Source organism: Stenotrophomonas sp. CFBP 13724 (assembly GCF_014841975.1).
In the GTDB taxonomy this organism is placed as follows: domain Bacteria; phylum Pseudomonadota; class Gammaproteobacteria; order Xanthomonadales; family Xanthomonadaceae; genus Stenotrophomonas; species Stenotrophomonas lacuserhaii.
On the sequence record NZ_JACYUW010000001.1, the window covers coordinates 1,340,024 to 1,359,705 of the forward strand.

Annotated in this window: 21 protein-coding genes; 10 read left to right on the forward strand and 11 right to left on the reverse strand. The window is 60.5% G+C overall.

The annotated features are described in order from the left end of the window. Positions 1 to 200: 200 nt before the first annotated feature. The 3 genes from IFT63_RS17655 to IFT63_RS05805 are packed head-to-tail and all read right to left on the reverse strand — an operon-like array spanning position 201 to position 1,736. Positions 201 to 320, reverse strand: coding sequence for a hypothetical protein (locus IFT63_RS17655; protein WP_265182987.1), 120 nt, complete (start codon positions 318 to 320; stop codon positions 201 to 203). A 9-nt stretch (positions 321 to 329) separates the two neighbouring features. Further along, positions 330 to 1,388, reverse strand: a complete 1,059-nt coding sequence (gene arsB / locus IFT63_RS05800; RefSeq protein ID WP_192083491.1) for an ACR3 family arsenite efflux transporter — start codon at positions 1,386 to 1,388, stop codon at positions 330 to 332. A gap of 33 nt (positions 1,389 to 1,421) precedes the next feature. Then, on the reverse strand, positions 1,422 to 1,736 hold the full coding sequence (locus IFT63_RS05805; protein WP_042612860.1) for a metalloregulator ArsR/SmtB family transcription factor: 315 nt from the start codon (positions 1,734 to 1,736) through the stop codon (positions 1,422 to 1,424). Here IFT63_RS05805 and arsH point away from each other — a divergent pair. Beyond that, positions 1,728 to 2,519, forward strand: a complete 792-nt coding sequence (gene arsH / locus IFT63_RS05810) for an arsenical resistance protein ArsH (RefSeq protein WP_192084156.1) — start codon at positions 1,728 to 1,730, stop codon at positions 2,517 to 2,519. The genes IFT63_RS05805 and arsH overlap by 9 nt on opposite strands. After that, the gene (arsC, locus tag IFT63_RS05815) at positions 2,516 to 2,935 is read left to right on the forward strand and encodes an arsenate reductase (glutaredoxin) (RefSeq protein ID WP_192083492.1); all 420 of its coding nucleotides are present in this window, start codon (positions 2,516 to 2,518) and stop codon (positions 2,933 to 2,935) included. Before arsH ends, arsC begins: the two co-directional genes overlap by 4 nt. Positions 2,936 to 4,064: 1,129 nt before the next feature. Here the strand turns inward: arsC and IFT63_RS05825 are convergent. Both IFT63_RS05825 and IFT63_RS05830 read right to left on the reverse strand, forming a co-directional pair. Continuing rightward, complete coding sequence (locus IFT63_RS05825; protein ID WP_192083494.1) at positions 4,065 to 4,979, reverse strand: TniB family NTP-binding protein; 915 nt, start codon at positions 4,977 to 4,979, stop codon at positions 4,065 to 4,067. 9 nt (positions 4,980 to 4,988) lie between these two features. Beyond that, positions 4,989 to 6,761 carry a Mu transposase C-terminal domain-containing protein gene (locus IFT63_RS05830; protein WP_192083495.1) on the reverse strand — a complete coding sequence of 591 codons (1,773 nt, stop codon included), beginning with the start codon at positions 6,759 to 6,761 and terminating at the stop codon, positions 4,989 to 4,991. A gap of 1,294 nt (positions 6,762 to 8,055) precedes the next feature. Here IFT63_RS05830 and IFT63_RS05835 point away from each other — a divergent pair. Further along, a complete protein-coding gene (locus IFT63_RS05835; RefSeq protein ID WP_192083496.1) occupies positions 8,056 to 8,961 on the forward strand; it encodes a hypothetical protein in 906 nt (301 codons plus the stop codon). A gap of 366 nt (positions 8,962 to 9,327) precedes the next feature. Here IFT63_RS05835 and IFT63_RS05840 read toward each other — a convergent pair whose 3' ends face one another. Continuing rightward, positions 9,328 to 9,723, reverse strand: a complete 396-nt coding sequence (locus IFT63_RS05840; protein ID WP_192083497.1) for a VOC family protein — start codon at positions 9,721 to 9,723, stop codon at positions 9,328 to 9,330. Then, entirely contained in the window at positions 9,720 to 10,358 is a 639-nt protein-coding gene (locus IFT63_RS05845; RefSeq protein WP_192083498.1) for a TetR/AcrR family transcriptional regulator, read from the reverse strand. The genes IFT63_RS05840 and IFT63_RS05845 overlap by 4 nt, the downstream gene beginning before the upstream one ends. 129 nt (positions 10,359 to 10,487) lie before the next feature. On the opposite strand from IFT63_RS05845, the gene IFT63_RS05850 reads away from it, so the two are divergent. Continuing rightward, positions 10,488 to 11,231, forward strand: coding sequence for an SDR family oxidoreductase (locus IFT63_RS05850; RefSeq protein ID WP_192083499.1), 744 nt, complete (start codon positions 10,488 to 10,490; stop codon positions 11,229 to 11,231). Between the two features lie 25 nt (positions 11,232 to 11,256). Here the strand turns inward: IFT63_RS05850 and IFT63_RS05855 are convergent, their stop codons facing one another. Beyond that, the gene (locus IFT63_RS05855; protein WP_192083500.1) at positions 11,257 to 12,165 is read right to left on the reverse strand and encodes an AraC family transcriptional regulator; all 909 of its coding nucleotides are present in this window, start codon (positions 12,163 to 12,165) and stop codon (positions 11,257 to 11,259) included. A 138-nt stretch (positions 12,166 to 12,303) separates the two neighbouring features. Between IFT63_RS05855 and IFT63_RS05860 the strand changes: the two genes are divergently transcribed. From IFT63_RS05860 to IFT63_RS05880, 5 genes are read left to right on the forward strand one after another with little or no spacing between them, the layout of a single operon-like run. Further along, positions 12,304 to 13,047 carry an SDR family oxidoreductase gene (locus tag IFT63_RS05860; RefSeq protein WP_192083501.1) on the forward strand — a complete coding sequence of 248 codons (744 nt, stop codon included), beginning with the start codon at positions 12,304 to 12,306 and terminating at the stop codon, positions 13,045 to 13,047. A gap of 19 nt (positions 13,048 to 13,066) precedes the next feature. Beyond that, entirely contained in the window at positions 13,067 to 13,471 is a 405-nt protein-coding gene (locus IFT63_RS05865) for a VOC family protein (protein ID WP_192083502.1), read from the forward strand. Continuing rightward, positions 13,464 to 13,817, forward strand: a complete 354-nt coding sequence (locus tag IFT63_RS05870) for a nuclear transport factor 2 family protein (protein WP_192083503.1) — start codon at positions 13,464 to 13,466, stop codon at positions 13,815 to 13,817. Before IFT63_RS05865 ends, IFT63_RS05870 begins: the two co-directional genes overlap by 8 nt. Before the next feature lie 18 nt (positions 13,818 to 13,835). Further along, positions 13,836 to 14,843 (forward strand): saccharopine dehydrogenase NADP-binding domain-containing protein, encoded by a 1,008-nt coding sequence (locus tag IFT63_RS05875; RefSeq protein ID WP_192083504.1) that lies wholly within the window; start codon positions 13,836 to 13,838, stop codon positions 14,841 to 14,843. A 12-nt stretch (positions 14,844 to 14,855) separates the two neighbouring features. After that, the gene (locus IFT63_RS05880; protein WP_192083505.1) at positions 14,856 to 15,326 is read left to right on the forward strand and encodes a nuclear transport factor 2 family protein; all 471 of its coding nucleotides are present in this window, start codon (positions 14,856 to 14,858) and stop codon (positions 15,324 to 15,326) included. 89 nt (positions 15,327 to 15,415) lie between these two features. Here the strand turns inward: IFT63_RS05880 and IFT63_RS05885 are convergent, their stop codons facing one another. From IFT63_RS05885 to IFT63_RS05895, 3 genes are all read right to left on the reverse strand, one after another. After that, positions 15,416 to 16,060 carry a hypothetical protein gene (locus tag IFT63_RS05885; RefSeq protein ID WP_192083506.1) on the reverse strand — a complete coding sequence of 215 codons (645 nt, stop codon included), beginning with the start codon at positions 16,058 to 16,060 and terminating at the stop codon, positions 15,416 to 15,418. Positions 16,061 to 16,222: 162 nt separating this feature from the next. After that, a complete protein-coding gene (locus IFT63_RS05890; protein WP_192083507.1) occupies positions 16,223 to 17,341 on the reverse strand; it encodes a hypothetical protein in 1,119 nt (372 codons plus the stop codon). A 2-nt stretch (positions 17,342 to 17,343) separates the two neighbouring features. Further along, positions 17,344 to 17,910, reverse strand: coding sequence for a hypothetical protein (locus IFT63_RS05895; RefSeq protein ID WP_249404339.1), 567 nt, complete (start codon positions 17,908 to 17,910; stop codon positions 17,344 to 17,346). Between the two features lie 184 nt (positions 17,911 to 18,094). Between IFT63_RS05895 and IFT63_RS05900 the strand changes: the two genes are divergently transcribed. Beyond that, positions 18,095 to 18,985: a WYL domain-containing protein gene (locus IFT63_RS05900; RefSeq protein ID WP_249404340.1), complete on the forward strand. Its 891-nt coding sequence runs from the start codon at positions 18,095 to 18,097 to the stop codon at positions 18,983 to 18,985. Positions 18,986 to 19,682: the final 697 nt, after the last annotated feature.

Below are 19,682 nucleotides of genomic sequence, written 5' to 3' on the forward strand. Positions count from 1 at the left end.
TTTTCCCTTAGGCGCTACGCGGCTTTAATAGAGTTGTGATGATTGGCACGCTCATCGTGACCGTGGCTACCCACGACCTTGCCAAGGGCGTGTTGACAGGCGTGATCCACCGCCGTTGATGAGCGATGCGGGCACCGAGAGGTGCCCGCACCCTTTCCGGCAGTCATCGAACTGCCATATGGCAAAGCAATATTCCGACCTTACTGCCTCGCCACCTTGGATACCTCGGCCAGAATCTGCGCGCCTGAGGTGCCGCTGCCGATGATCGCCACGCGCGTTCCAGCGAAGGGTTCGGAATGGCGGTAGTGGGCCGAGTGCACTCAGGCGACTCAGCGGCTCCGTGCATCGGCAGGAAAGTAGCGTTTGCCCAGCCGCAGGGCGACGTGGACCAGCAGAATCAGCACGGGCACTTCCACCAGCGGGCCGATCACTGCCGCGAAGGCTACCGGGGAAGCCAGCCCGAACGCCGCGATCGCCACGGCGATGGCCAGTTCGAAGTTGTTGCCTGCTGCGGTGAACGCGATCGCGGTGGTGCGGGGGTAGTCCTTGGCGATCAGCTTGCCCATGAAGAAACTGATCACGAACTGGATGATGAAGTACAACGTCAGTGGGATCGCGATGCGTACCGCGTCCATCGGAATCCGCAGCACGTCGCCGCCTTTCAGGCCGAACATCGCCACGATGGTAAACAGCAGTGCGGCGAGGGTGATCGGACTGATTGCAGGTAGGAATTTTTCTTCATACCAGCGCACACCCTTACGCGCCTTCAGCCACCGACTGGTGAGGAAGCCCGCCAGGAACGGGATGCCAAGATAGATCAGAACAGCTTCGGCGATGGTCCAGAAACTGACATCGATCACGCTGCCCTGCAGACCAAACACCGGCGGCAGCCAGGAAAGGAAGAACCAAGCGTAGACGCTGAACAGCGCGATCTGGAAGATGGAGTTGAATGCCACCAGGCCGGCGACGTACTGGCCGTCACCGCGGGCGAGCTGATTCCAGACCAGCACCATGGCGATGCAGCGTGCCAAGCCAATCAGGATCAGGCCTGTCATGTACTCAGGATAGTCGCGCAGGAACAGCACCGCCAGGCCGAACATCAGGAACGGGCCGACGATCCAGTTCTGCAGCAGCGAGAGCATCAGCACGCGCTTGTCGGCGAAGACCGTGGCCAGTTCCTCGTACTTCACCTTGGCCAGCGGCGGGTACATCATCAGGATCAAACCGATCGCGATCGGGATGTTGGTTGATCCAATCGACAGGCTGTTGAGCGCGCTGGGCAGGCCCTCGAACAATGCGCCCAGCCCGACGCCGAGCGCCATGGCGGCGAAGATCCACAGCGTGAGATACCGGTCCAGGAAGGACAGGCGGGAGGTGTCAGCGGTCATGGCTATTCCGGGAAATGGTGATAGATCGGTTGGTCAACAGCCTGCAGGGCGCTCACAAGCCTGTTCGTCGGCACAGCAGTTCTCGGTGAGGTAAGCCACCAGGCCGTTCATGGCCTGGAACTCGGCCCGGTAGCAGATGGTCCGGCCACGTTGCTCGGCGCTGATCAGGCCCGCTGCAAGCAGCTCCTTCAGGTGGAAGGAGAGGGTGGCCCCAGGCAAGGCGAGCGCCTGGGCAATGTCGCCGGCCAGCTTGCCGCCGCTGCCGGCCTGCACCAGCAGGCGGAAGATGGACAGGCGGGTGGCGTGGCCCAGGGCAGCGAGGGCCCGGGTTGCGTGGTTATGTTCCATGATTCTAGAATATTGGAAACGATACCGCAGGACAACCTCGTGAAGCAGATCCCCAATGTGGTCCCTGGTGCCTTGGATGTTCCTTCGGCCGCCAAGCTCAATGACCCTGGTTGGCAACCGCCACATCGCCCGCGCATCCTGATCCTGTACGGCTCGCTGCGGCCTCAGTCGTTCAGCCGCAAGCTGGCGCTTGAGGCGCAGCGGCTGCTGGAACAGCTCGGGGCGGAAACCTGCCTGTACGACCCGCATGAGCTGCCGATGCTGGACTCGGTGCCGGCGACCCACCCCAAGGTGCAGGAGCTGCGCCAGGCCTCACTGTGGTCGGAAGGGCATGTCTGGGTGAGTCCGGAGCGGCATGGCACGCTTACAGCGGTGTTCAAGAACCAGATCGACTGGCTGCCGCTGGAAGAGGGCAGCGTGCGCCCGACGCAGGGTCGCACGCTGGCCGTGATGCAGGTCTGCGGCGGCTCGCAGTCGTTCAACGTGGTCAACGCGCTGCGCGTGCTCGGCCGGTGGATGCGGATGGTGACGATCCCCAACCAGTCGTCGGTCGCTAAAGCCTGGCAGGAGTTCGATGACCAAGGTCGGATGAAGCCTTCTGCCTATTACGATCGCGTCGTGGACGTGATGGAGGAACTGGTCAAGTTCACCCTGTTGGTGCGCGGGCGCAGCGACTACCTGGTGGACCGTTACAGCGAGCGCAAGGGGGCAGTTGAAGCAGCGGCGCTGACGGCCGCTGCAGGCGTGGTCGAGACCATTTTGAACGAAGAGGAAAGTGCGTGAACGCTGTCATCTATCACAACCCCAAGTGCGGTACCTCGCGCAATACGCTGGCCCTGATTCGCTTCGCCGGGCTCGAACCGGAAGTGATTGACTACTTGACCCACCCGCCGAGCCGTGCGCGCCTGGTCGAACTCATCACGGCCGCGGGGTTGAGCGTGCGCGATGCCATCCGGCAGAAGGGTACGCCGTATGACGAGCTGGCACTGGGAGATGCGGCATTGAGCGATGACGCGCTGCTTGATGCGATGCTGGCGCATCCGATACTCATCAATCGTCCGTTTGTGGAGACCCCGATGGGCGTGCGCCTGTGCAGGCCGTCCGAAGTGGTGCTGGATATTCTGCCGCCGCTGCCCGGGCCATTCCAGAAGGAAGACGGTGAGGTGGTGACTGGTCACAAGGGAAATCCGACGCGATGACGCCGAGATTCCTGGCTGTGATGGCGTCGGCGCAATGCTCAGGCTCGCGTGTCGGTACCACCCTAATCCTGTCATCTTCATTCATGCGCTCGTATGTCCATGTTTTCAAAGAGTTTTCTCGACCTTACATTTAACGACCTCACAGCTCGTCGAAAGGTGGTGACATGATTAGAGGGGTCGTCGCAGGAAGGTGACGCGATTAGCGGGGTGGCCACGCATGATTTCTGTCACGTCCGTACCCATTTCCACGGTCAGTCGCGACGTGCCCGCCTTCGATACAGCTCTATGTGAGATGGGAGCGTGGCCCAGCCTGGCGAAAGCTCTTCCGGCAGGTCGGGGACTAGCGCCCATGCTGCAGACCACAGCCCAGCGCGCCTTATCGCCGGATCGGTTATATGACGATAGCGGTCCCAAGTCAGTGGCTTGGCGGCAGGTTCCTCTTGATGCTTAGGTCCTCGAATTAGCTCTTGAAGGTTCCCGCTGGCGCGAACGAATTTGGTCTGCGGGTAGTCTCGAACCGTGTTCACATTGAAACTCATTTCAAGCAGCAGCTGACGTGCCGAGTGTGCACCTATCCCCCAAGCGGCCGGCCAAGCTGCTCCGAAGTACAGGCTTTGCTCCAGGATTTCACCAAAGCGCTCTATCAGGTCCAGCACACCCTCTTCGCGATTAGTGAGTGAGGGAATAGATCTAACTACGAAGGTGGAGGAAATATTCCAATCATCAGGGGCCAAGCGGAGAGGCTCGCCATGCTCAGGACAGGTCGTGCGCAGCACCCAGTTCCAACTTCGTCGTATCGAGTAGGGAAATCCACGCTGCTGATCCTCACTCCAGCAAGAGGGGCAGTAGATATTGCGAGCGGAAGGTGCGAGAAGCCACTGGGCATCAGCCTGTCGATGAGCAAGCAGCGTGGATGGCCGAATACCGATGGCAGCCCCCATCCTGCGTAACGCAATGCATGAAGGCAAATCCATGTCACCAGATGGGCATGCCTCGTCCTTATTCAAACACTCCCAAATGGTAGACGCCGAGCACTCGTACAGTGCAGCGACACGAAGCACGAGTGAGCGCAACGACTCATCTGGCCTGGGTGGAGAGATCCACCATCGTTGGCCCGTGGGAGCTGTCCTCACGTTGGGAAGCGCGAACTTGCTTGCAATTGGGCTTGTACTGCAGCGGCCAAGGGAGGTTCGACCCTTGCCCTTTCAAGTAGCTTGATCGTGATCTGTTCTTCCCCTGTTTCGACGGCATGTGCCGCCGCATGGGTTACCAGCTGCATGATGGTCTGAAGCACGCCGCCCGAAAGACGAACTAGTTCCGTCGAGATCGTTGGTGATGAAAGATAGGATGGATGTCTCAGCGGAAGCGCGCGCTCGAGGACGTCTAGGAATTCCGTCAAACGGGCGTCTCGCTTCCAGAGCGGAAGCTCCCGGTATTTAAAGCGAGCGTTGAGGTGTTCGTCTACTTGCATTGCCGCAGGCGCGGCAGATGTGCCTAATATGAGAATAGGGAGTGATAGCTCGTTCATTAGAAACTTTACAGTATCGAGAGCAATCCGCTGCTGGCGCGGAGTTGTGGTCAAGATGTCCTGAATTTCGTCGACGATCAATAATCTGAGCTTTGCAGCGGCACAAAGCTTTAGCACCATGCGTTCGCGGTCACCTCCAGAATACCGCGTCGGATCGGGCACGCCGAATGCACCAAGAATTCGATTGTATAGAGTCCTCGCTTCCCTGGCGTTTGTCATGCTGATCGCTAGGACGGGCAGCGATGCTGTTTTTTCGTTTTCAGCACTTACTGGTGGGTGTCTGCGTATTATCGCTCTGGAGAGCATCGTCTTCCCTGACCCCGGCTTTCCAGATACCACCAATCCGTTGGCGCGAGTCTGACTAGGCATTCGGATTAGGAATTCTATGTGATCAATTATCGGTTGAAGTCGCTCGTGCGCAATGAAGCGCTCAACAAGCATTCGGCCCGCACGCTCGTCGTTGGACAGCTCCAGTTGAGATCGAATGCTCGGTTCCAAATGAGAAACGTCGGTCATCTCGAGTCCTCAAGTCCATTCTTCGATTTTTGCCGAAGGCGGTTTTTTATACGGGGCGTGATGGATCGTTGAGAGTGGTTCGGGATGGCCCTGGTCACCGGCTTCTTTAGTCTTCTTAGGCCGCGCTCGCCCGCGCGCTCGTAGTGTGCTGACCTGCGCGCCCTCTTCGATTGAATCAGTTAGCTCCAACCCTCTGTCAGTCTCAGCATCAAGTCTGGCTTGCGTAGCCGCGTCGAGACGATGCAAGACACACGACGTGCCTGTCGCCCGTCCGCCAATCAAAGGAACGGTGATGAGTAGCCCATCGTCACGGCGAACCCAAACTTCACTTGGGTCGCGTGGGTCGTACTTAACACGGACTGGTGTGTCGCTCCGAAGCATTGATGAGAGATCTTCATGCCAGTAGCGCGAAGAATTCAGCTCTATACCTGTTCGGCGCACACGTCGTATTTCAAATGGCAAGAAGTCGATTCGGAACTCCAACGGTTTCGCGATCAACGGTGGACTCACGTAGTTTCCAGCTGAGTCAGTAAAGGCGCGCTCCCACGCTATTATCGGAGGCATGCCCAAGGCTCTGTGCTTCCTCTGATGATAGAATCTGCAAACCTTCTGAGCCATCCAACTCTGGAATTCGGATAGCGTTAATCGAGCCTTCCCTTCGCTGTCATAGTTGCCACGCTCCTTGATGTTGCTAAAGGTCGTGCCAGGAAGCAGATGGGCGATCTTCATGAGAGTGCCAATTAGTCGTTCGATATGCCCTCCGTACTCGGGCGTCCTGACTGGGCGCCACCTCAGCTCGATCTGATGTTCCTCACACCCCCGCGTTAGCGCCATGCTGCGGAAATCTTTGCCGTTGTCTACAAGGATTGTCTTGGGCTTTCCGTACATGGGCCAGATGCCTTCTTCGTTCGACGTATCAGGCTTTGGTAGCGCGAGATGTTCGATGCAAAGCGACACTGAAACTGCCGACGGTGCGTGCATTGCGATATACATTCCTACGACGCACCGAGTTGCTACATCGATAGCAACGGTAACCCAAGGTCGTCCGCGTACGGTCAGACGATCATCGCTCAGAATCATCACGTCGGCTGGCGTATGGTCGATTTGTACTAAATCCAACGGCCGACTCGCAAAGAGGCCGCCGGGTCGCGCTTGCCACATGCGCCTTGCTGCAATGCCTCCCTCGCGGGCGAGGTCGGTAGCCCTGCCGATCTCTCTGTTCAACCGGATCAGCACTGCCTTTCGGGACGGAGTTGCCAGTCCTAGTCGCCGCGCCATTGCTTGGGCACGTAAGACAACATACTCTTTTGGAGGCTTTTCGCGACGCATGTAATGCTTAGCGATAGCGTGCCGAATCAATGCATCTACGCGTGGATCAAGTCGATTTAAGCCCACTGGTGGCCCAGCAGAAATCCGAGCCAGCGTCGTTGTTCTCGGATTGTTGATGTACTTCGCCCGGATACGCTGAAGCTGTCTTTTCCCGATGCCATATCTCCTAGCCACTTGTTCCAGATCGTGGCCGGTGCAGTGTTCCGTCTTGGCAAGCGAGTCCAGTTCTTTAGCTAGCGCAACGCTTCGCTTCCACTCCAGCTCAGGTATCGCGCCGAGGTCGAGAGCCACGGGCCTCGTCGGAGCTGCTTCGATATGTGTGACAGCGACACGAACCATTTCACCCGTTGCCATATCTCGTGCGCATACATGCGTAAGCGAGTCGGCACCATCAATCTCGATCAAGCGCCCCTTTGCGACGCATACCGTGCCTGGACTCAAGACGATGCTCATTTCGCACCTCCTTTTCTTCCTGAATTGCTCGCATCCTGCTGGCGACAGGTTCGCGCGCACAAAGGTTCGATGAAGCTCGGCGCGAGCGACAGTTGGGTACTAATAGAGTGTTTTGCAGTCATTGGGTCGTCCTACCAGCGGCCTTTACGGCTCGCTAGACGTAATCACAGATAGCCCGCCGTAAGTGAATAGGGCAGGAGCACTTGACATTCGTAGGGGGTGCCCGGAACATGGCTGCGACGGCGCTAAAACCGGTCACATTCACCTACTAGGCCCTGCATTGCCGTGCGGGGCTTAGTTCGTTCTGAGCAATAGCGAACTCATCCGCTCATGGTGAATTCCTCGTCTGTGGTTGTGTCAATCGTGGCACGAGAGGCATGTCTCGGAGGCTTGAGCAATTTTCAGACCAAGCCCGCGTCGATTTGGGCTGGCAAGCAGCCAGCGCCCTGCGTACTCCGCGCATACATGGAAGGTGGGCCTTCGCCGACAAGCTGGCATAGCTTAAGCGCGAGCGCAAGCGCCCATGCCGCATAAGCTGTTGATATGTATGATATTTATATATCGCAGTTGTTTCGGGGTAGATCGACAGGCAGTCCGTCTTACATGCCTGCCCCCCAAAGATGACCACTTCGGGCCATTTGCGGTGACGAAGACGCCGAAAGATGTCCTTTCCGCGCAGCGACTGTGGACGAAGCTAATGCTCTTCCGCCCGATTTCTCGCTGCGGCAGCTGCGCTCGAACGGTAATTGTCGCTTGAAGCGTCGGCAGGCGCTCACATCTGCTGACTATGGTGGATCTACGTTAACGTCGGCGGATCCTGTATCACGTGGTATTGGCTTACGACCCACGCAAAGTACTCCAATACGCTGGAAACGTGATCGGGGACTTGAGGGTAGGATTGAGTCAAGACAGTTATCAGTTCGTGACGGCACGCCACTGAATCATCAGCGTAGAAGACAGCGCGGTACCAGTCGTCTTGTGACCATTCAGTCGGCCGTTTCGAAATGAGCTTCCTGTACCCCGAAGGCTCCAAGCCCGGCAGTGAGACGATGCTGCCACTGTCATAGTCTGTGTCCATTGCACCCTCCGAGGGACCGCTGTCATCATCAAGTTGATGTTAGCCGGTTGAGCAGTGTATTCCGTACTACACGGCGCGGCTGATTGAACGTCGCTGCGCAGTACTGGGTCAGCGCGTACTTTGGGCCGGCGATTACGGCTCGTTATCGGGGTTAGGAGAGCAATTCAGTCTGGCCTAATGCTCGGTTAGACTTCGACCGGGACTCAGGGGGTTTACATGGCCTACGATTGGAACCGGCAGGAGCTGGCGCGTTCACCATGGCGCAGTGAGGTGGTGCCTCGCATTCCGTCCATCCTCATCCAACGGGCCAAGATCGGGCGGCCTATCACCTACGGGGAGCTCGCCGCCGAGCTAGAGCGCCTCCATGGTCTGGAGCCGAAGGCCCGCAAGACCTTGTATGGCCCGGCCGTAGGAGCCGTGGGCTTCGCCATCCAGGAGTTGGGTGAGCAGTGGGGCGAGAAGATCCCGCCGCTAAACCTTATCGTCGTCCAAGCCGACACCCAGCTGCCCGGTCATGGTGCGGATGAAGTCGCCCACTACTACTTCGACGACGGCGGGGCAGGGATGGCTGCCAACCGCGAGGCCTACATCCAAGCCGCCATGGCTGCGGTGTTCGACTATGGGCCGAATTGGGACCGGGTGGCCCAAGCCTTGGGGGTGGACGTGCTCGACACGGCACATGCCAACCCCGACGAGGGGAACCCCATTGAACTGCCTGCCATTCCGACCGCCTACCGGCCTGAAAGCGCCGCGCACAAAGCACTTAAGGCCTGGGTGGCAGCGCACACGGAACGGTTCGAGGACTACGGAGCATTCGAGGCCGGGGTGAACGAGCACAGGCTGAGTTCCGGCGACAGCCTAGATGCCTATTTCAGCAACGGGCGCGAGAGCCTGGCGGTGGAGGTCAAAGCCAGCAACGCCAGCGACGACGAGCTAATGCGGGGCATCTACCAAGTCATCAAGTATCGGGCTGTACTGCGCGCCGAGTGCATTGCGCTACGCAAGCCAGCCCTGTGCGATGCCGTGCTGGTGAGCACCCGGCCATTGGGCAAGGCAGGCAGGGTCTTGGCGAAGCGCTTGCATGTGGACTTCGTGCGGGTGCCGGCGGAAGCGGAGAAGTGAAGGGACCTACCCGGACGTCTTCGCCAAGCTCAAGAGCGGTCGGCTGCTCGTGGTGGAATACAAGGGAGGACATCGCGTCAGCAATGACGATAGCCTGGCCCAAGCCAAGATACGCCATTTGTGGAAGATAACGCAGAAGATTAGGGATGTTTATCGGGGGTAGGCGGAGTTTCGCTACTGGCAGAAGCAAGCGTTCCCCGAGCAATGGATCAGGGCTCCAGATCACGACTAAGGTTGACGAGACCACACCGTCGCCCGCGCGTCCCCGTTTGCTAGAGAAAGCCCTTAGTCCAACTATTCCTACTAGTTCCTTAAACATGCGGGAGCAGATACTGCTGATCACCAAGGCAGGAAGCTTCTGCACGGTCAGGACTGACGTTGGCAGACCACCTCCACGTTGACGCCATCTGGGTCCAGCACGTAGGCGGCGTAGTAGTGCGGGTGATACTGCAGCCGTATGCCAGGTGGCCCATTGTCGACACCACCAGCGGCCACCGCCTCACGGTGGAATGCGTCGACGGCTGCCCGGCTGTCGGTCGCGAACGCGATGTGCGTGCCCGTCCCCGGTGCCTCATGGTCGTGAATCCATAGGCATGGATAGCCCTCCTTGCCGAAACCATGGCGGGAGCCGCCGGTGCGAGTGCGCTCGGGGCCAATGGTGATGACGAGGAGGATTTCTAGAGGAGCCAGGGCGGCTTCGTAAAAGCGCCGGGATGTCTCAGCATCGCTGACCGCAAACTCAATGTGATCAAGGATCGTCATGACGTGGATTGCTCCGAGGTAGCTAAGAACGTTTCGAAGGCGAGGCCGGCAAGTTTGGCGACCGAAGTCACTCGGGGCCTGGACAATCCGGCGCGTGCCGAAGCAGACAAGCCCTGCAATGTCGTCACGACGTAATCGGCCAGTTCGCGCGCACGCTGCGGCTCTGACCGGCTGATGTAATGCTCGATGAAGGTGGCAGAGGCGTCCGCGTAGGCACCGGCCAATGCACGCGCCTGCGGATCATCAGCGCGCATCCCTTCGGCCGCCATGCAGCCACGCCGGGATTTCGATCTGGTATAGAGGGCTGCGGCATGCAGCAGGAGGTCGCTGATGGCCTCACCCAGCTGCCGATCAGGCGTCAGGATCCTGTCTGCTGGCAGGTTCGCCTCTTCCACATAAACCGCTAGACATCGCTCGAACAGGCCAGCCTTGTTTCCATAGGCGGCGTACAGACTCGGTGGATTGATGTCGAGCGCGCGGACGAGCTCGGAGATGCCCACCGCGTCATATCCCCGTTCGTGGAAAAGATCTTTTGCGATGAGAACGCCCGCCTCGCGGTCAAAGGGGCGCCGTGATGGCCGCGCCGACGAAGGCGAATCCTTGAAGCGGGTCGATCCTGGAAGTTTCTGGCTCATGGTTTCCTCCGACGTCGGCGTAGCTGCGTGGGTGGCGAAGTGTTGCGAGGACGCAGTGGCATGTTTGCGTCCGTTGCTTTAGTGGTCACTATATTCTAGATTAGTGATCACTACAACGCGGAGCGTGCAATGTACAACTTGAACAATAAAACAGCAGTTGTGACTGGCGGTGGCAGTGGAATCGGCCTGGCGATCGCCAAACGGCTGACGCAGGAGGGGGCCCGGGTGGTCATCACAGGCAGGCGCCAGCAGGTACTGGATGAAGCGCTTGCCACGCTGGGCGAAAACGCGGTCGGGCTGGTCGCCGACGTCAGCAGCGCGTCCAGCCTGGAGGCGCTGTATACCGAGGTGAAACGGCTTTTCGGCGGGATCGACGTGCTGGTGGCCAACGCAGGTGGTGGTGTACATGCACCACTTGGAAAGATCACCGAGGAGCAGATCGACCAGCAGTTCTCGACCAACGTAAAGGGCGTAGTGCTGACGCTGCAGGGTGCGCTGCCCCTGCTTGGCTCCGGATCGAGCGTGGTGATCATCGGGTCGACGTCCTCCATGGATCCGGGCCCTACCATGAGCATCTACGGCGGTACCAAGGCGGCAGTTCGCAACATGGTCCGGAGCTGGACGGCCGAACTCAAAGGGACGGGGATCCGGATCAATATCCTGAGCCCTGGGCCGACCAATACGCCATCGCTGCGCGAAGCTTTCGGAGACGATGCCGAGGCGGGCATGGCGTTTCTGACGGCAAAAAGTCCGCTGGGCCGCATCGGCGAGCCGGAGGAAATCGCGTCGGCCGTCGCGTTCCTGGCAAGTGATGCAGCCAGCTACGTCAATGGCGTAGAGCTGTTTGCTGACGGTGGCGCTTCCCAGAGCTGACCGGGGGCAGGGCTGCACCCGCCGGCTAGGCGAGTGCAGGTCCGCGGACGCTCGCCATGATGCGTGCAGCGTCCCGGGAAGGCGGCAGACCGAACGCGCGTACGTACTCTCGACTGAACTGCGTCGGGCTTTCGTAGCCCACATCAAGCGCGGTCGCGGTCACGCTCTTGCCATGCGCCGTCAACAGCTGGCGTGCCTGCAGCAGGCGCAGCTGCTTCTGGTACTGAAGCGGACTCAGTGCGGTGGCGGACTTGAAGTGACGGTGGAAGGCCGACTCGCTCATTGCCACCTGTTCGGCCAAGGCGGCGATTCGAAGCGGTTTGGCGTAGTCGCTACGGATGCGCTGGATCGCGCTGCTGATACGCGCCAGCGCCGAATCCGGCGTGGCCAACTGTCGCAGCATGCATCCGTGTGGTCCCTGCAGCACGCGGTACAGGATCTCGCGCTCGTAGGCCGGGGCCAGTGCAGGTATCTCGCCGGGGCGTTCCATCAGGCGCAGCATGCGCACCCACGCATCCATCAGCTCCGGGGTGACGGCAGCGACGTTGAAGGCCTCGGTCTGGGTGGAGGGCTCGCCGCGCCCGGTGGCGGCATCGGTGGTGTCGCACAGCAGCGCTGCGAGGATGCTCGGGTCCAGCGTGAGGCTCACCGCCAGGTACGGTTCGCCGCTGCTGGCCGGGTGCACGGCACCCACCGCCGGTAGGTCCACGGACATGATGAAATAAGTGGCGGGGTCGTAGTGGAGCGTCTTCTCACCCACCGTCATGGATTTGGTGCCCTGCAGGATCAGGTTGATCATCGGCTCGTATACGGCCGCCAAGGCATGCTCCGGGATCTCCCCCTGCACCATGGCCACACGGGGAATACCCGTATCAGTGCGGCGATTTTCGGCATGCGCCGCGAGCCGGCGCAGTTCATCCAGTGCGTTTTCCATGGCCACATTGGACACCCACCGGAGCGGGCTGGCAAGGCGAGGAGCAGGAATAGGCAGGAAATAGCGAGGATCAGGGCGGCGCTCCACGGCCAGCGAGCCTAGCCTGTGGATCACCCTTCACTGCACAGGAGTACCTGCATGAAAAATGTACTGATCACCGGCGGCAGCCGTGGCATAGGTGCCAGCGCCGCATTGCACTGTGCGCAGCGCGGCATGGGCGTCATCCTCACCTACAACGCCCAGCCCCATGCTGCCCAGCAGGTAGTGGAGCGCATCCAGGCAGAAGGCGGCACGGCAGTGGCCCTGCAGCTGGATGTGGCCAACACCGGCAGCTTTGCGGCATTCGCCGCGATGGTGAACGACACCTTGCAGGGCACCTGGGGCGCCTCCGCGCTGTGTGGCCTGGTGAACAACGCCGGGTTCGGGCTGTTCAATCCGATCGAGACCGTGACCGAGGAGCAGTTCGACGGTCTGTTCAACGTGCACCTGAAGGGGCCGTTCTTCCTCACGCGGGCACTGCTGCCGCTGCTGAGTACTGGCGCGAGCATCGTCAACGTCACCAGTGCCACCACGCGCGTGGCCACCGCCGGGGTGGCGCCATACGCCGCCTTCAAAGGTGGGCTGGAGGTGCTCACCCGCTACATGGCCAAGGAGTTCGGCGAGCGCCGCATCCGCGTGAACGCCGTCGCACCCGGGGCGATCCGTACCGAACTGGGTGGCGGCCTCAACGATGAGTTCGAAGCCCTGCTGGCCGCGCAGACGGCACTGGGCCGGGTAGGTGAGCCGGACGACGTGGGCCGCGTCATTGCCGGGCTGCTCGGTGATGAGCAGGCCTGGGTCAATGCGCAGACCATTGAAGTGGCAGGCGGCTACAACATCTAGTTCGCAACGGGAGTACGACATGCTCGACCACATTTTCCTCACAGTCACCGACACCACCCGCTCGGTTGCGTTCTACACGGCCGCGCTGGCCCCGCTGGGCATCGTCAACCGGCTCGACTACGACGGCCGGCAGGGCCCACCCGGCCACCCGGACCTGAAGGGTTTCGGCGCAGGCGGCCGGGTCTTCTTCTGGCTGCGGCAGGGCGTGGCGGCGGCGCAGGCGGCACATGTTGGTTTCGTGGCAGAGTCCAGGGCGATGGTCGATGCAGCGCACGCCGCCGCGATGGCCGCTGGCGCCAGCGAAATCCATCCGCCCGGCCCGCAGCTGCACTACGACCCGCGCTACTACGCCGCGCAGGTGCGCGATCCGGATGGCTACAGCCTGGAGTTCGTTTACAAGAGCTGGCAGCACGGCCATGAATGACGCAGCCGCGACGCACCCCGTGCAGGCCACGGTAGTGGCCTTCATCAGCGCAACGAACGCCTTCGATATCGAGCGGGCCCTCGCGTTGTTCAGCACGACGGCCGTGATCGATGACCCGTCCACCGGATGCACCTTCAACAAGCCCGCCGGTGTGCGGGACTATCTGGAAAAGTACTTCGTGGGTTACCACACGGTTACCCGGCTGCTGTCGCTGGAAGGTCTTGGCGATGCACGTGCACGGGCCCGGGTCGATTTCACTGGCGATTTCGGTCACGAGATCGGATTGCTTCTGGTGGCCGTGGATTCCGCAGGCCGCATCTCCCGCATTGACGCCGCCCTCGAATAGGGTGGCGAGGAACACACCATGAAAACATTGATGATCTACGGTGCATCCGGCTACACCGGGCGCATGGCTGCCGCGCACGCGAAGGAAGCTGGGCTGAGGCTGGTATTGGCGGGGCGCGACGAAGCGCCGCTGCAGGCACTGGCCACGCGCCTTGGCGTGGAGTACCGCGTGTTCGCGCTGGATAACGCTGGCGATGTGGACAACGGGTTGCAGGAGATCGCGGTGCTGCTCAACTGCGCTGGGCCGTTCGCGCATACCGCAGAGGCGCTGATGGAGGCTTGCCTGCGTACCGGTGTCCACTACCTGGATATTGCAGCCGAACTGGACAGCTACCAGCTGGCCGAGCGCCATGACCTGAGGGCCACTGAGGCGGGGGTAATGCTGATGCCGGGTAGCGGGGGTAGCGTGGCGATGCTTGGCAGCCTGGCCGCACGTGCCGTTGAGCGTGTGCCGTCACCGCTGTCCATCCGTATCGCGTTGCATGTGGCGGGGTCGATGTCGCGCGGATCGGCGCTCAGTGCCAGCCAGCACGTAACGGCCACGTGCCTGATGCGAAAGGATGATGTGCTCACGGCGCATGCGCCGGACGTGCTGCAGGACCTCGATTTCGGCAATGGGCTGGTGAGTTGTTTCCCGGTGACGCTGCCTGACCTGATCACCATCGCCAGGCAGACCGGGGTTGGCGATATCGAAACCTACGTGCATGTGTCTGGCAGCGCGTTCCCCGAAGGCGGCATCGATGCACTGCCGGATGGACCCACCGCGCAGGAGCGCGCCGACAACCGGTACCAGGCAGCGGTAGAGGTGGTAGGCGCCGACGGTGCCATCACCCGCGCGGTGCTGGATACCGTGAACGGCTACAGCTTCACGCCCCTGGCCGCGGTCGTGGCTGCGCGCCGTGTGCTGGCAGGGGAAGCGCGCCCAGGCTTCCAGACGCCTGTAGGTGTATTCGGCAGCGGCTTCGCAGAGACCATCGCCGACACCCGTATCACCTTCATTGACCCAACCACCCCCACGCCTCGCTAAGGAATCCACCCCATGTCATTGCCCCTCAACGCTTCCGATACTCTTCGCGACACACATGCCGTGGTCGACACGCTGTACCGCTTCGCCGCAGGTATCGATCTGCGCGACCGCAAGCTGCTCTCGTCGGCCTTTACAGAGGACGCCATCTCCGACTTCCGCCCCGCCGGCGCAAAGGCGGGCTTCGAGTACCCGGTGCTGCAGGGGCGGGAAACCATCGTCGAGGCGCTGTCCACTTCGCTCAACGGGCTCGATACCTCCCACTCGTTCAGCAACCCGAGGGTGGCGGTGGACGGTGATACGGCCCGGGTGGATGTGTTGGTCGAAGCGCAGCACGTATCGAGGGTCGACGGCACACGCCAGTATCTGATGAAGAACCGCTATGACGTTTTCTTGGCCCGCCGCGACGCGGGGTGGGAGATCAAGCATGTGATAGTGGACAACGTCTGGAGGACCGGTGATCCGGGCGTGCTCGCCGGAATCTGAGCGGAGTGGGTGGTCAGTGGTCCGCTTCTGGCCGAAAGCGGACCTTGGCCCACCGGATAGGGCAGGGGAGCCGCTATCCAGTTTTAGGATTAGAGGGATTTATCGGGGGTAGAGTCAGCCGAGCGCAGCACCATGGGATAGCGTGCTGCAGCGTCCAATACCTTGCGCTGCAGGTTCGGCACACCCGTGAGAATGGAGGCCTGCATGGCTGCTAGGACGAACATCCCATTGACGTTCATTAGTGCGTCCACAACTAGCTGCAGCGGATAGCCGTCCTGGTGCCGGCGCAAGGGATGGATACCCGCATGAGTGTACGAGTTCAGGGCCTTCCAGTTGTAAGCCATGAATTCCCTCAGCGGCGTCACCGCATTGGGCGGGGCTTTCTTGCCCAGTTCCTCAACCATCACGGAGACGTTGGGCAGGTTCTTGGCCGACCGTTCGGTGTCCAGCGTCAGTTCCGTGACCAGCTTAGCCAGTTGACCATCGGTGGCGCCATAGAGCGTCCAGATGGCCCGCACCACGGCCTCAAATTGAGCCCGGTGGATCACTAGGGCGGAGGGCAACAGGCCGGCATGCAGGAGTGCACGGGCACTGTCGCCATGCTCCATGGACAGGGAACACAGAAGGTCACTTACATGGATGCGCTGGCTGTCATCGAAGAGCGGCCTATCGATCACATTGACCATGTCGTGGGCCAAGGCATTGGACTGCTCAAACAGGTTGTCGAAGTCCATGGATCCCCCGGTTGGCCGCATTATGCAAGGCCGCCGCGCAAGTTGGCCATCGCAGAGCAATGACCGTCTGAGCAGCGACGCGTTGCTTTCGGGCGGACGATACAGTCCGCAGGCGTTCGTAGAATGGCCTTGACTCCGTTACGGGCGAAGGCCGTTGGCCCACTATTGCGGAATCTTGGCCCGCTTCAGGGTGCCCATCCAATCCTCAAACTGAGCATTACGTTCGAGCAGCGGAGCCTGCTCTTGAGCAACGCTCTTGGCGAGTTCTACCAACTCCTGCGCCAGGACAGGGATCGCCTTCAGTTTGTGTTCGGTATCAAAGACCTGGCGCAACCCATTGGGCGTTTGTAGGTTGCGCGCATGCGTCAGATTGCTGGCCAGGTACAAGAAGTAGCGTGTGGCCGCGGACAGGATGGAAAGCTCGTCGATGATCCCCGCACGTAGCGAGTCGGCATCTGCATTCCACAGCGCCGATGCAATGTCGTAGCTGTTGATATCGATGTGCGTGCCTTCGTTGGCGGCGTCGGCCTTCAGCGTCTTGCACAGGCGGATGGCCTTTTTGAGACCGCCCCACGTCTCGGCGTCTCGCTCTTTCAGTCGCAGCAGATGCAGGAATGGAGCGTTGCGAATGAGCGCGGGCACCTTCTTGTCGAGGATGTCGACACCCCGGAAGTCCTCATTGCGGGTGCTCTGGTACTCCGGCGTGTCAAACCAGCTTGCCGTGACCACATCGATATCCCGATCCAGCGATCCTCCGGACACCTGAATCGCCTTGCCACCGCTGCAGTCCACCGTCGCGGCGGGGTAGGCATTGATGATGATTTGCTCGATGGACGCTCGCAACGACTGGAGCGTAGCCAAGGGAGAGCCGAGGTATGGTTCGCGGTAATAGCCTTGGCGTGCACCCGTTCCCGACGCGTCATATTTGATGAAGCGCGGATCAAGAACCAGGAAGTCAACATCGCTGGCGCCGCGGATATGGATGTTGCCCGGGACCGAGCCCTGAAGTTTGAAGGTGCAGTGCAGCCCCTCCTTGGCCAAGCCATCATTGATGCGCGCCTGGACCCGCCCGGCTTCCTCGATGCCCTTGTCGGTGTACTGCTTGCCCACTTCCTGCATTGCGCCCAGCGCGTAGCGGGTGTTCTTGCCGGTGGCGCGCTCCTGATAGGTTTCCTTGAGCGACTCCAGACTTGCGACAGAGTCAAACGTCATGGTTGCTCGGTCGCGCCCATTACGACGCAGGCTCAGGTTTGCCAATCGCTTATCGATATCTGCACTCATGCTCAGCTCTCCACGCGCGTAAGGGTCATTGTTCCGAAGGTGTAGCGTCCATGGCCGTTGAAGTAGTCGCCTTGCGCTGACCGCAGGTCAGGGGCGAACACCAGCTCGGCGAAGCCGCGGTGCGCGGCAAGATGAGACTCGTTGATGCCCGGTTCGTTCTTGTAGTTGTACAGAACCCGGTAGCCGTCAGCTTTGTCATACATCAACGCAGCCGCGATGCTGTTGGACCCCGACTGCGCGGTCTTCAGGCGGATGCGGATCTTGTCCCAGCTTTGGACGATGGTCACCTCGGCACGCCATACCGTGGCGGGGACCCCTTCACCCTGGTTAAGGGAGTTTCCCTCGCACTTCCACTCCCCGGAGAGGTCAGGAACTCGCAGTACCGCGGACAGCTTGGGCATCTTCCATGCGTACGCCTCAAACAGGTAATACAGCCCCATGTAGATAGCGCCAGAGGTGACCGGCCACAGCACTACGGGGGGTATGCCCAACCCCGATTCGGCCAACACCGCCACGACCAGCCCCACCAAGGTGCTCGCCAAGCCGGCCACGATCACCGAGGCGGCCATTACGTACCTTCCAATCGAGGCGCGGTTAAGGCCTCCCAATACTGAATACTCGTGTTCCATCACTGCTCCGTTAAGGGCGGCCAGACAGCGAGGCCGAAGACAGGATTAATACTATACGCATGCTATCTATACGGTCAAGTAACTATTCTGGTATGGTGATATCACTAGATCATGTGAGCTCCTGATGTCTTCTAAAGATGTGCCCGTCCGCTGGGGTCAAGCTCGACGCTTGGCGTTCATTGACGCCAGGCTGCAGTTTGATGGCCGTATTAACCGGAAGGATCTGATCGAATTTTTTGGCATTTCGGTACCGCAAGCTTCCGCCGATATCGGTGAATATTTGTCCGCTGCGCCCGGAAACGCTGTCTACGATCCATCCGTCAGAAGCTATCTGGCCACCCCCACGTTTCAAGCCGTTTCGGGGCGTTCCAGTGCGCTGCACTATCTGTTCGAGCTGTACGGCTTGGCCCGGGGCGCAATCTCCGCAGACGAGTGCTTTGTCGGGTACGTGCCCCCTACCGGGATTGTGTCCAGCCCGTCCCGGTCGATTTGCGTGGACGAGGTTGCCCGCTGGGTGCGAGCTTGCCGCGATCGCAGCATCGTGGGCTGCACGTATCAGTCGATGGAGGAGGAGGGCCCGAAGGCCGTTCGCTTGTCGCCTCACGCACTGGGGTTTGATGGGCTGAGATGGCATGTCCGGGCGTATTGCCATGAGCGCATGATCTTTCGGGATTTCGCGATCGGCCGTCTGGGGATGCAGATCGTTGAGGAAGGCGAGAGCCACGTGGACCCGCGCGAGGACATTGGATGGACCACACTGGTGGAGGTTGTACTGGTACCCCACCCGAAACTGGGCCGCTTGCAACGGGAGGCGGTAGCGCGCGACTACGGCATGTCTTCAGATCGACACGTGCTGACCTGCCAAAAGGCGATGCTGTTCTACACACTGCGTCATCTGAACCTAGAAAGCCTTTCAGTCAGTGAGCGTGCCGCAGAACAGCACGTCATTGTTGAGAACGTCGAGCAAGTGAAACGCTGGATGGAGGAGGATCGCGCAGGAATACAAGGGCGGTGACGCGGATGAAACGTGCGCCTTTGCAAGCTACCGCGAAGCCGTCAAGCTGGGCCGGAGCGTCGGGACGGCAGCAGGCGCTTGTCTCTAACGGGTTCAGGTCACTGGCCTTTCGCGCCGGAAGATGCTGAAGCGATTCCTAACTTGCTGCTCGCCGCCAGTTCCCGCCCCAGTCGTTCAGCCAGTGCATCCCCGCGTGCGGTGACTTGCGCCAGAAACCCACAATAGGGCTTGGTCTGCGCGTCCCATGCCATGTGCTTGGTGATCCGTTGGCTGCTGCGTAGGCGCTCAACTAAGCGGACACCGGCGGAGTAGGGGATTGGCGATATTTATCGAGGGTAGGGCATTTCCGCTTTCGAGCCAGAGCGGTAACTAGAGATGTGAAACGGCTTTGTTGCCTGTAGATTTGGGCATCGTGACCAGCGGGTTCGGCTAATCGTCGTCTGCGCATCGGCCCTGCATGGCAATGCCTAGCACGCCATCTAGTGCATGCGCCAAGAGCCGCCTAAGTCTATTTTTCGAGATCGGAAGCATAGCGTCGCTCGCCGCTTGGATCTAGTTTCTGACCTCAATAGCCCGCGGTCTCTCGCCCGGTAGATCGCTGTCGATTCGACGATGCTCGTATCGAGCATTTAGCGCGATCATCGCGTTTCGCTGGCCGCGAGGATGCAAGCCTAGGAAAACTGCAACTTGGGGGGGC

Excerpts from the sequence above, each read along its gene's own strand:
- arsB (WP_192083491.1), bottom strand. The coding sequence starts at position 1,388 with ATGACCGCTGACACCTCCCGCCTGTCCTTCCTGGACCGGTATCTCACG.
- arsH (WP_192084156.1), top strand. The coding sequence starts at position 1,728 with ATGTTCCATGATTCTAGAATATTGGAAACGATACCGCAGGACAACCTC.
- IFT63_RS05805 (WP_042612860.1), bottom strand. The coding sequence starts at position 1,736 with ATGGAACATAACCACGCAACCCGGGCCCTCGCTGCCCTGGGCCACGCC.
- IFT63_RS05825 (WP_192083494.1), bottom strand. The coding sequence starts at position 4,979 with ATGACCGACGTTTCTCATTTGGAACCGAGCATTCGATCTCAACTGGAG.
- IFT63_RS05830 (WP_192083495.1), bottom strand. The coding sequence starts at position 6,761 with ATGAGCATCGTCTTGAGTCCAGGCACGGTATGCGTCGCAAAGGGGCGC.
- IFT63_RS05835 (WP_192083496.1), top strand. The coding sequence starts at position 8,056 with ATGGCCTACGATTGGAACCGGCAGGAGCTGGCGCGTTCACCATGGCGC.
- IFT63_RS05840 (WP_192083497.1), bottom strand. The coding sequence starts at position 9,723 with ATGACGATCCTTGATCACATTGAGTTTGCGGTCAGCGATGCTGAGACA.
- IFT63_RS05845 (WP_192083498.1), bottom strand. The coding sequence starts at position 10,358 with ATGAGCCAGAAACTTCCAGGATCGACCCGCTTCAAGGATTCGCCTTCG.
- IFT63_RS05850 (WP_192083499.1), top strand. The coding sequence starts at position 10,488 with ATGTACAACTTGAACAATAAAACAGCAGTTGTGACTGGCGGTGGCAGT.
- IFT63_RS05855 (WP_192083500.1), bottom strand. The coding sequence starts at position 12,165 with ATGGAAAACGCACTGGATGAACTGCGCCGGCTCGCGGCGCATGCCGAA.
- IFT63_RS05860 (WP_192083501.1), top strand. The coding sequence starts at position 12,304 with ATGAAAAATGTACTGATCACCGGCGGCAGCCGTGGCATAGGTGCCAGC.
- IFT63_RS05865 (WP_192083502.1), top strand. The coding sequence starts at position 13,067 with ATGCTCGACCACATTTTCCTCACAGTCACCGACACCACCCGCTCGGTT.
- IFT63_RS05870 (WP_192083503.1), top strand. The coding sequence starts at position 13,464 with ATGAATGACGCAGCCGCGACGCACCCCGTGCAGGCCACGGTAGTGGCC.
- IFT63_RS05875 (WP_192083504.1), top strand. The coding sequence starts at position 13,836 with ATGAAAACATTGATGATCTACGGTGCATCCGGCTACACCGGGCGCATG.
- IFT63_RS05880 (WP_192083505.1), top strand. The coding sequence starts at position 14,856 with ATGTCATTGCCCCTCAACGCTTCCGATACTCTTCGCGACACACATGCC.
- IFT63_RS05885 (WP_192083506.1), bottom strand. The coding sequence starts at position 16,060 with ATGGACTTCGACAACCTGTTTGAGCAGTCCAATGCCTTGGCCCACGAC.
- IFT63_RS05890 (WP_192083507.1), bottom strand. The coding sequence starts at position 17,341 with ATGAGTGCAGATATCGATAAGCGATTGGCAAACCTGAGCCTGCGTCGT.
- IFT63_RS05895 (WP_249404339.1), bottom strand. The coding sequence starts at position 17,910 with ATGGCCGCCTCGGTGATCGTGGCCGGCTTGGCGAGCACCTTGGTGGGG.
- IFT63_RS05900 (WP_249404340.1), top strand. The coding sequence starts at position 18,095 with ATGTCTTCTAAAGATGTGCCCGTCCGCTGGGGTCAAGCTCGACGCTTG.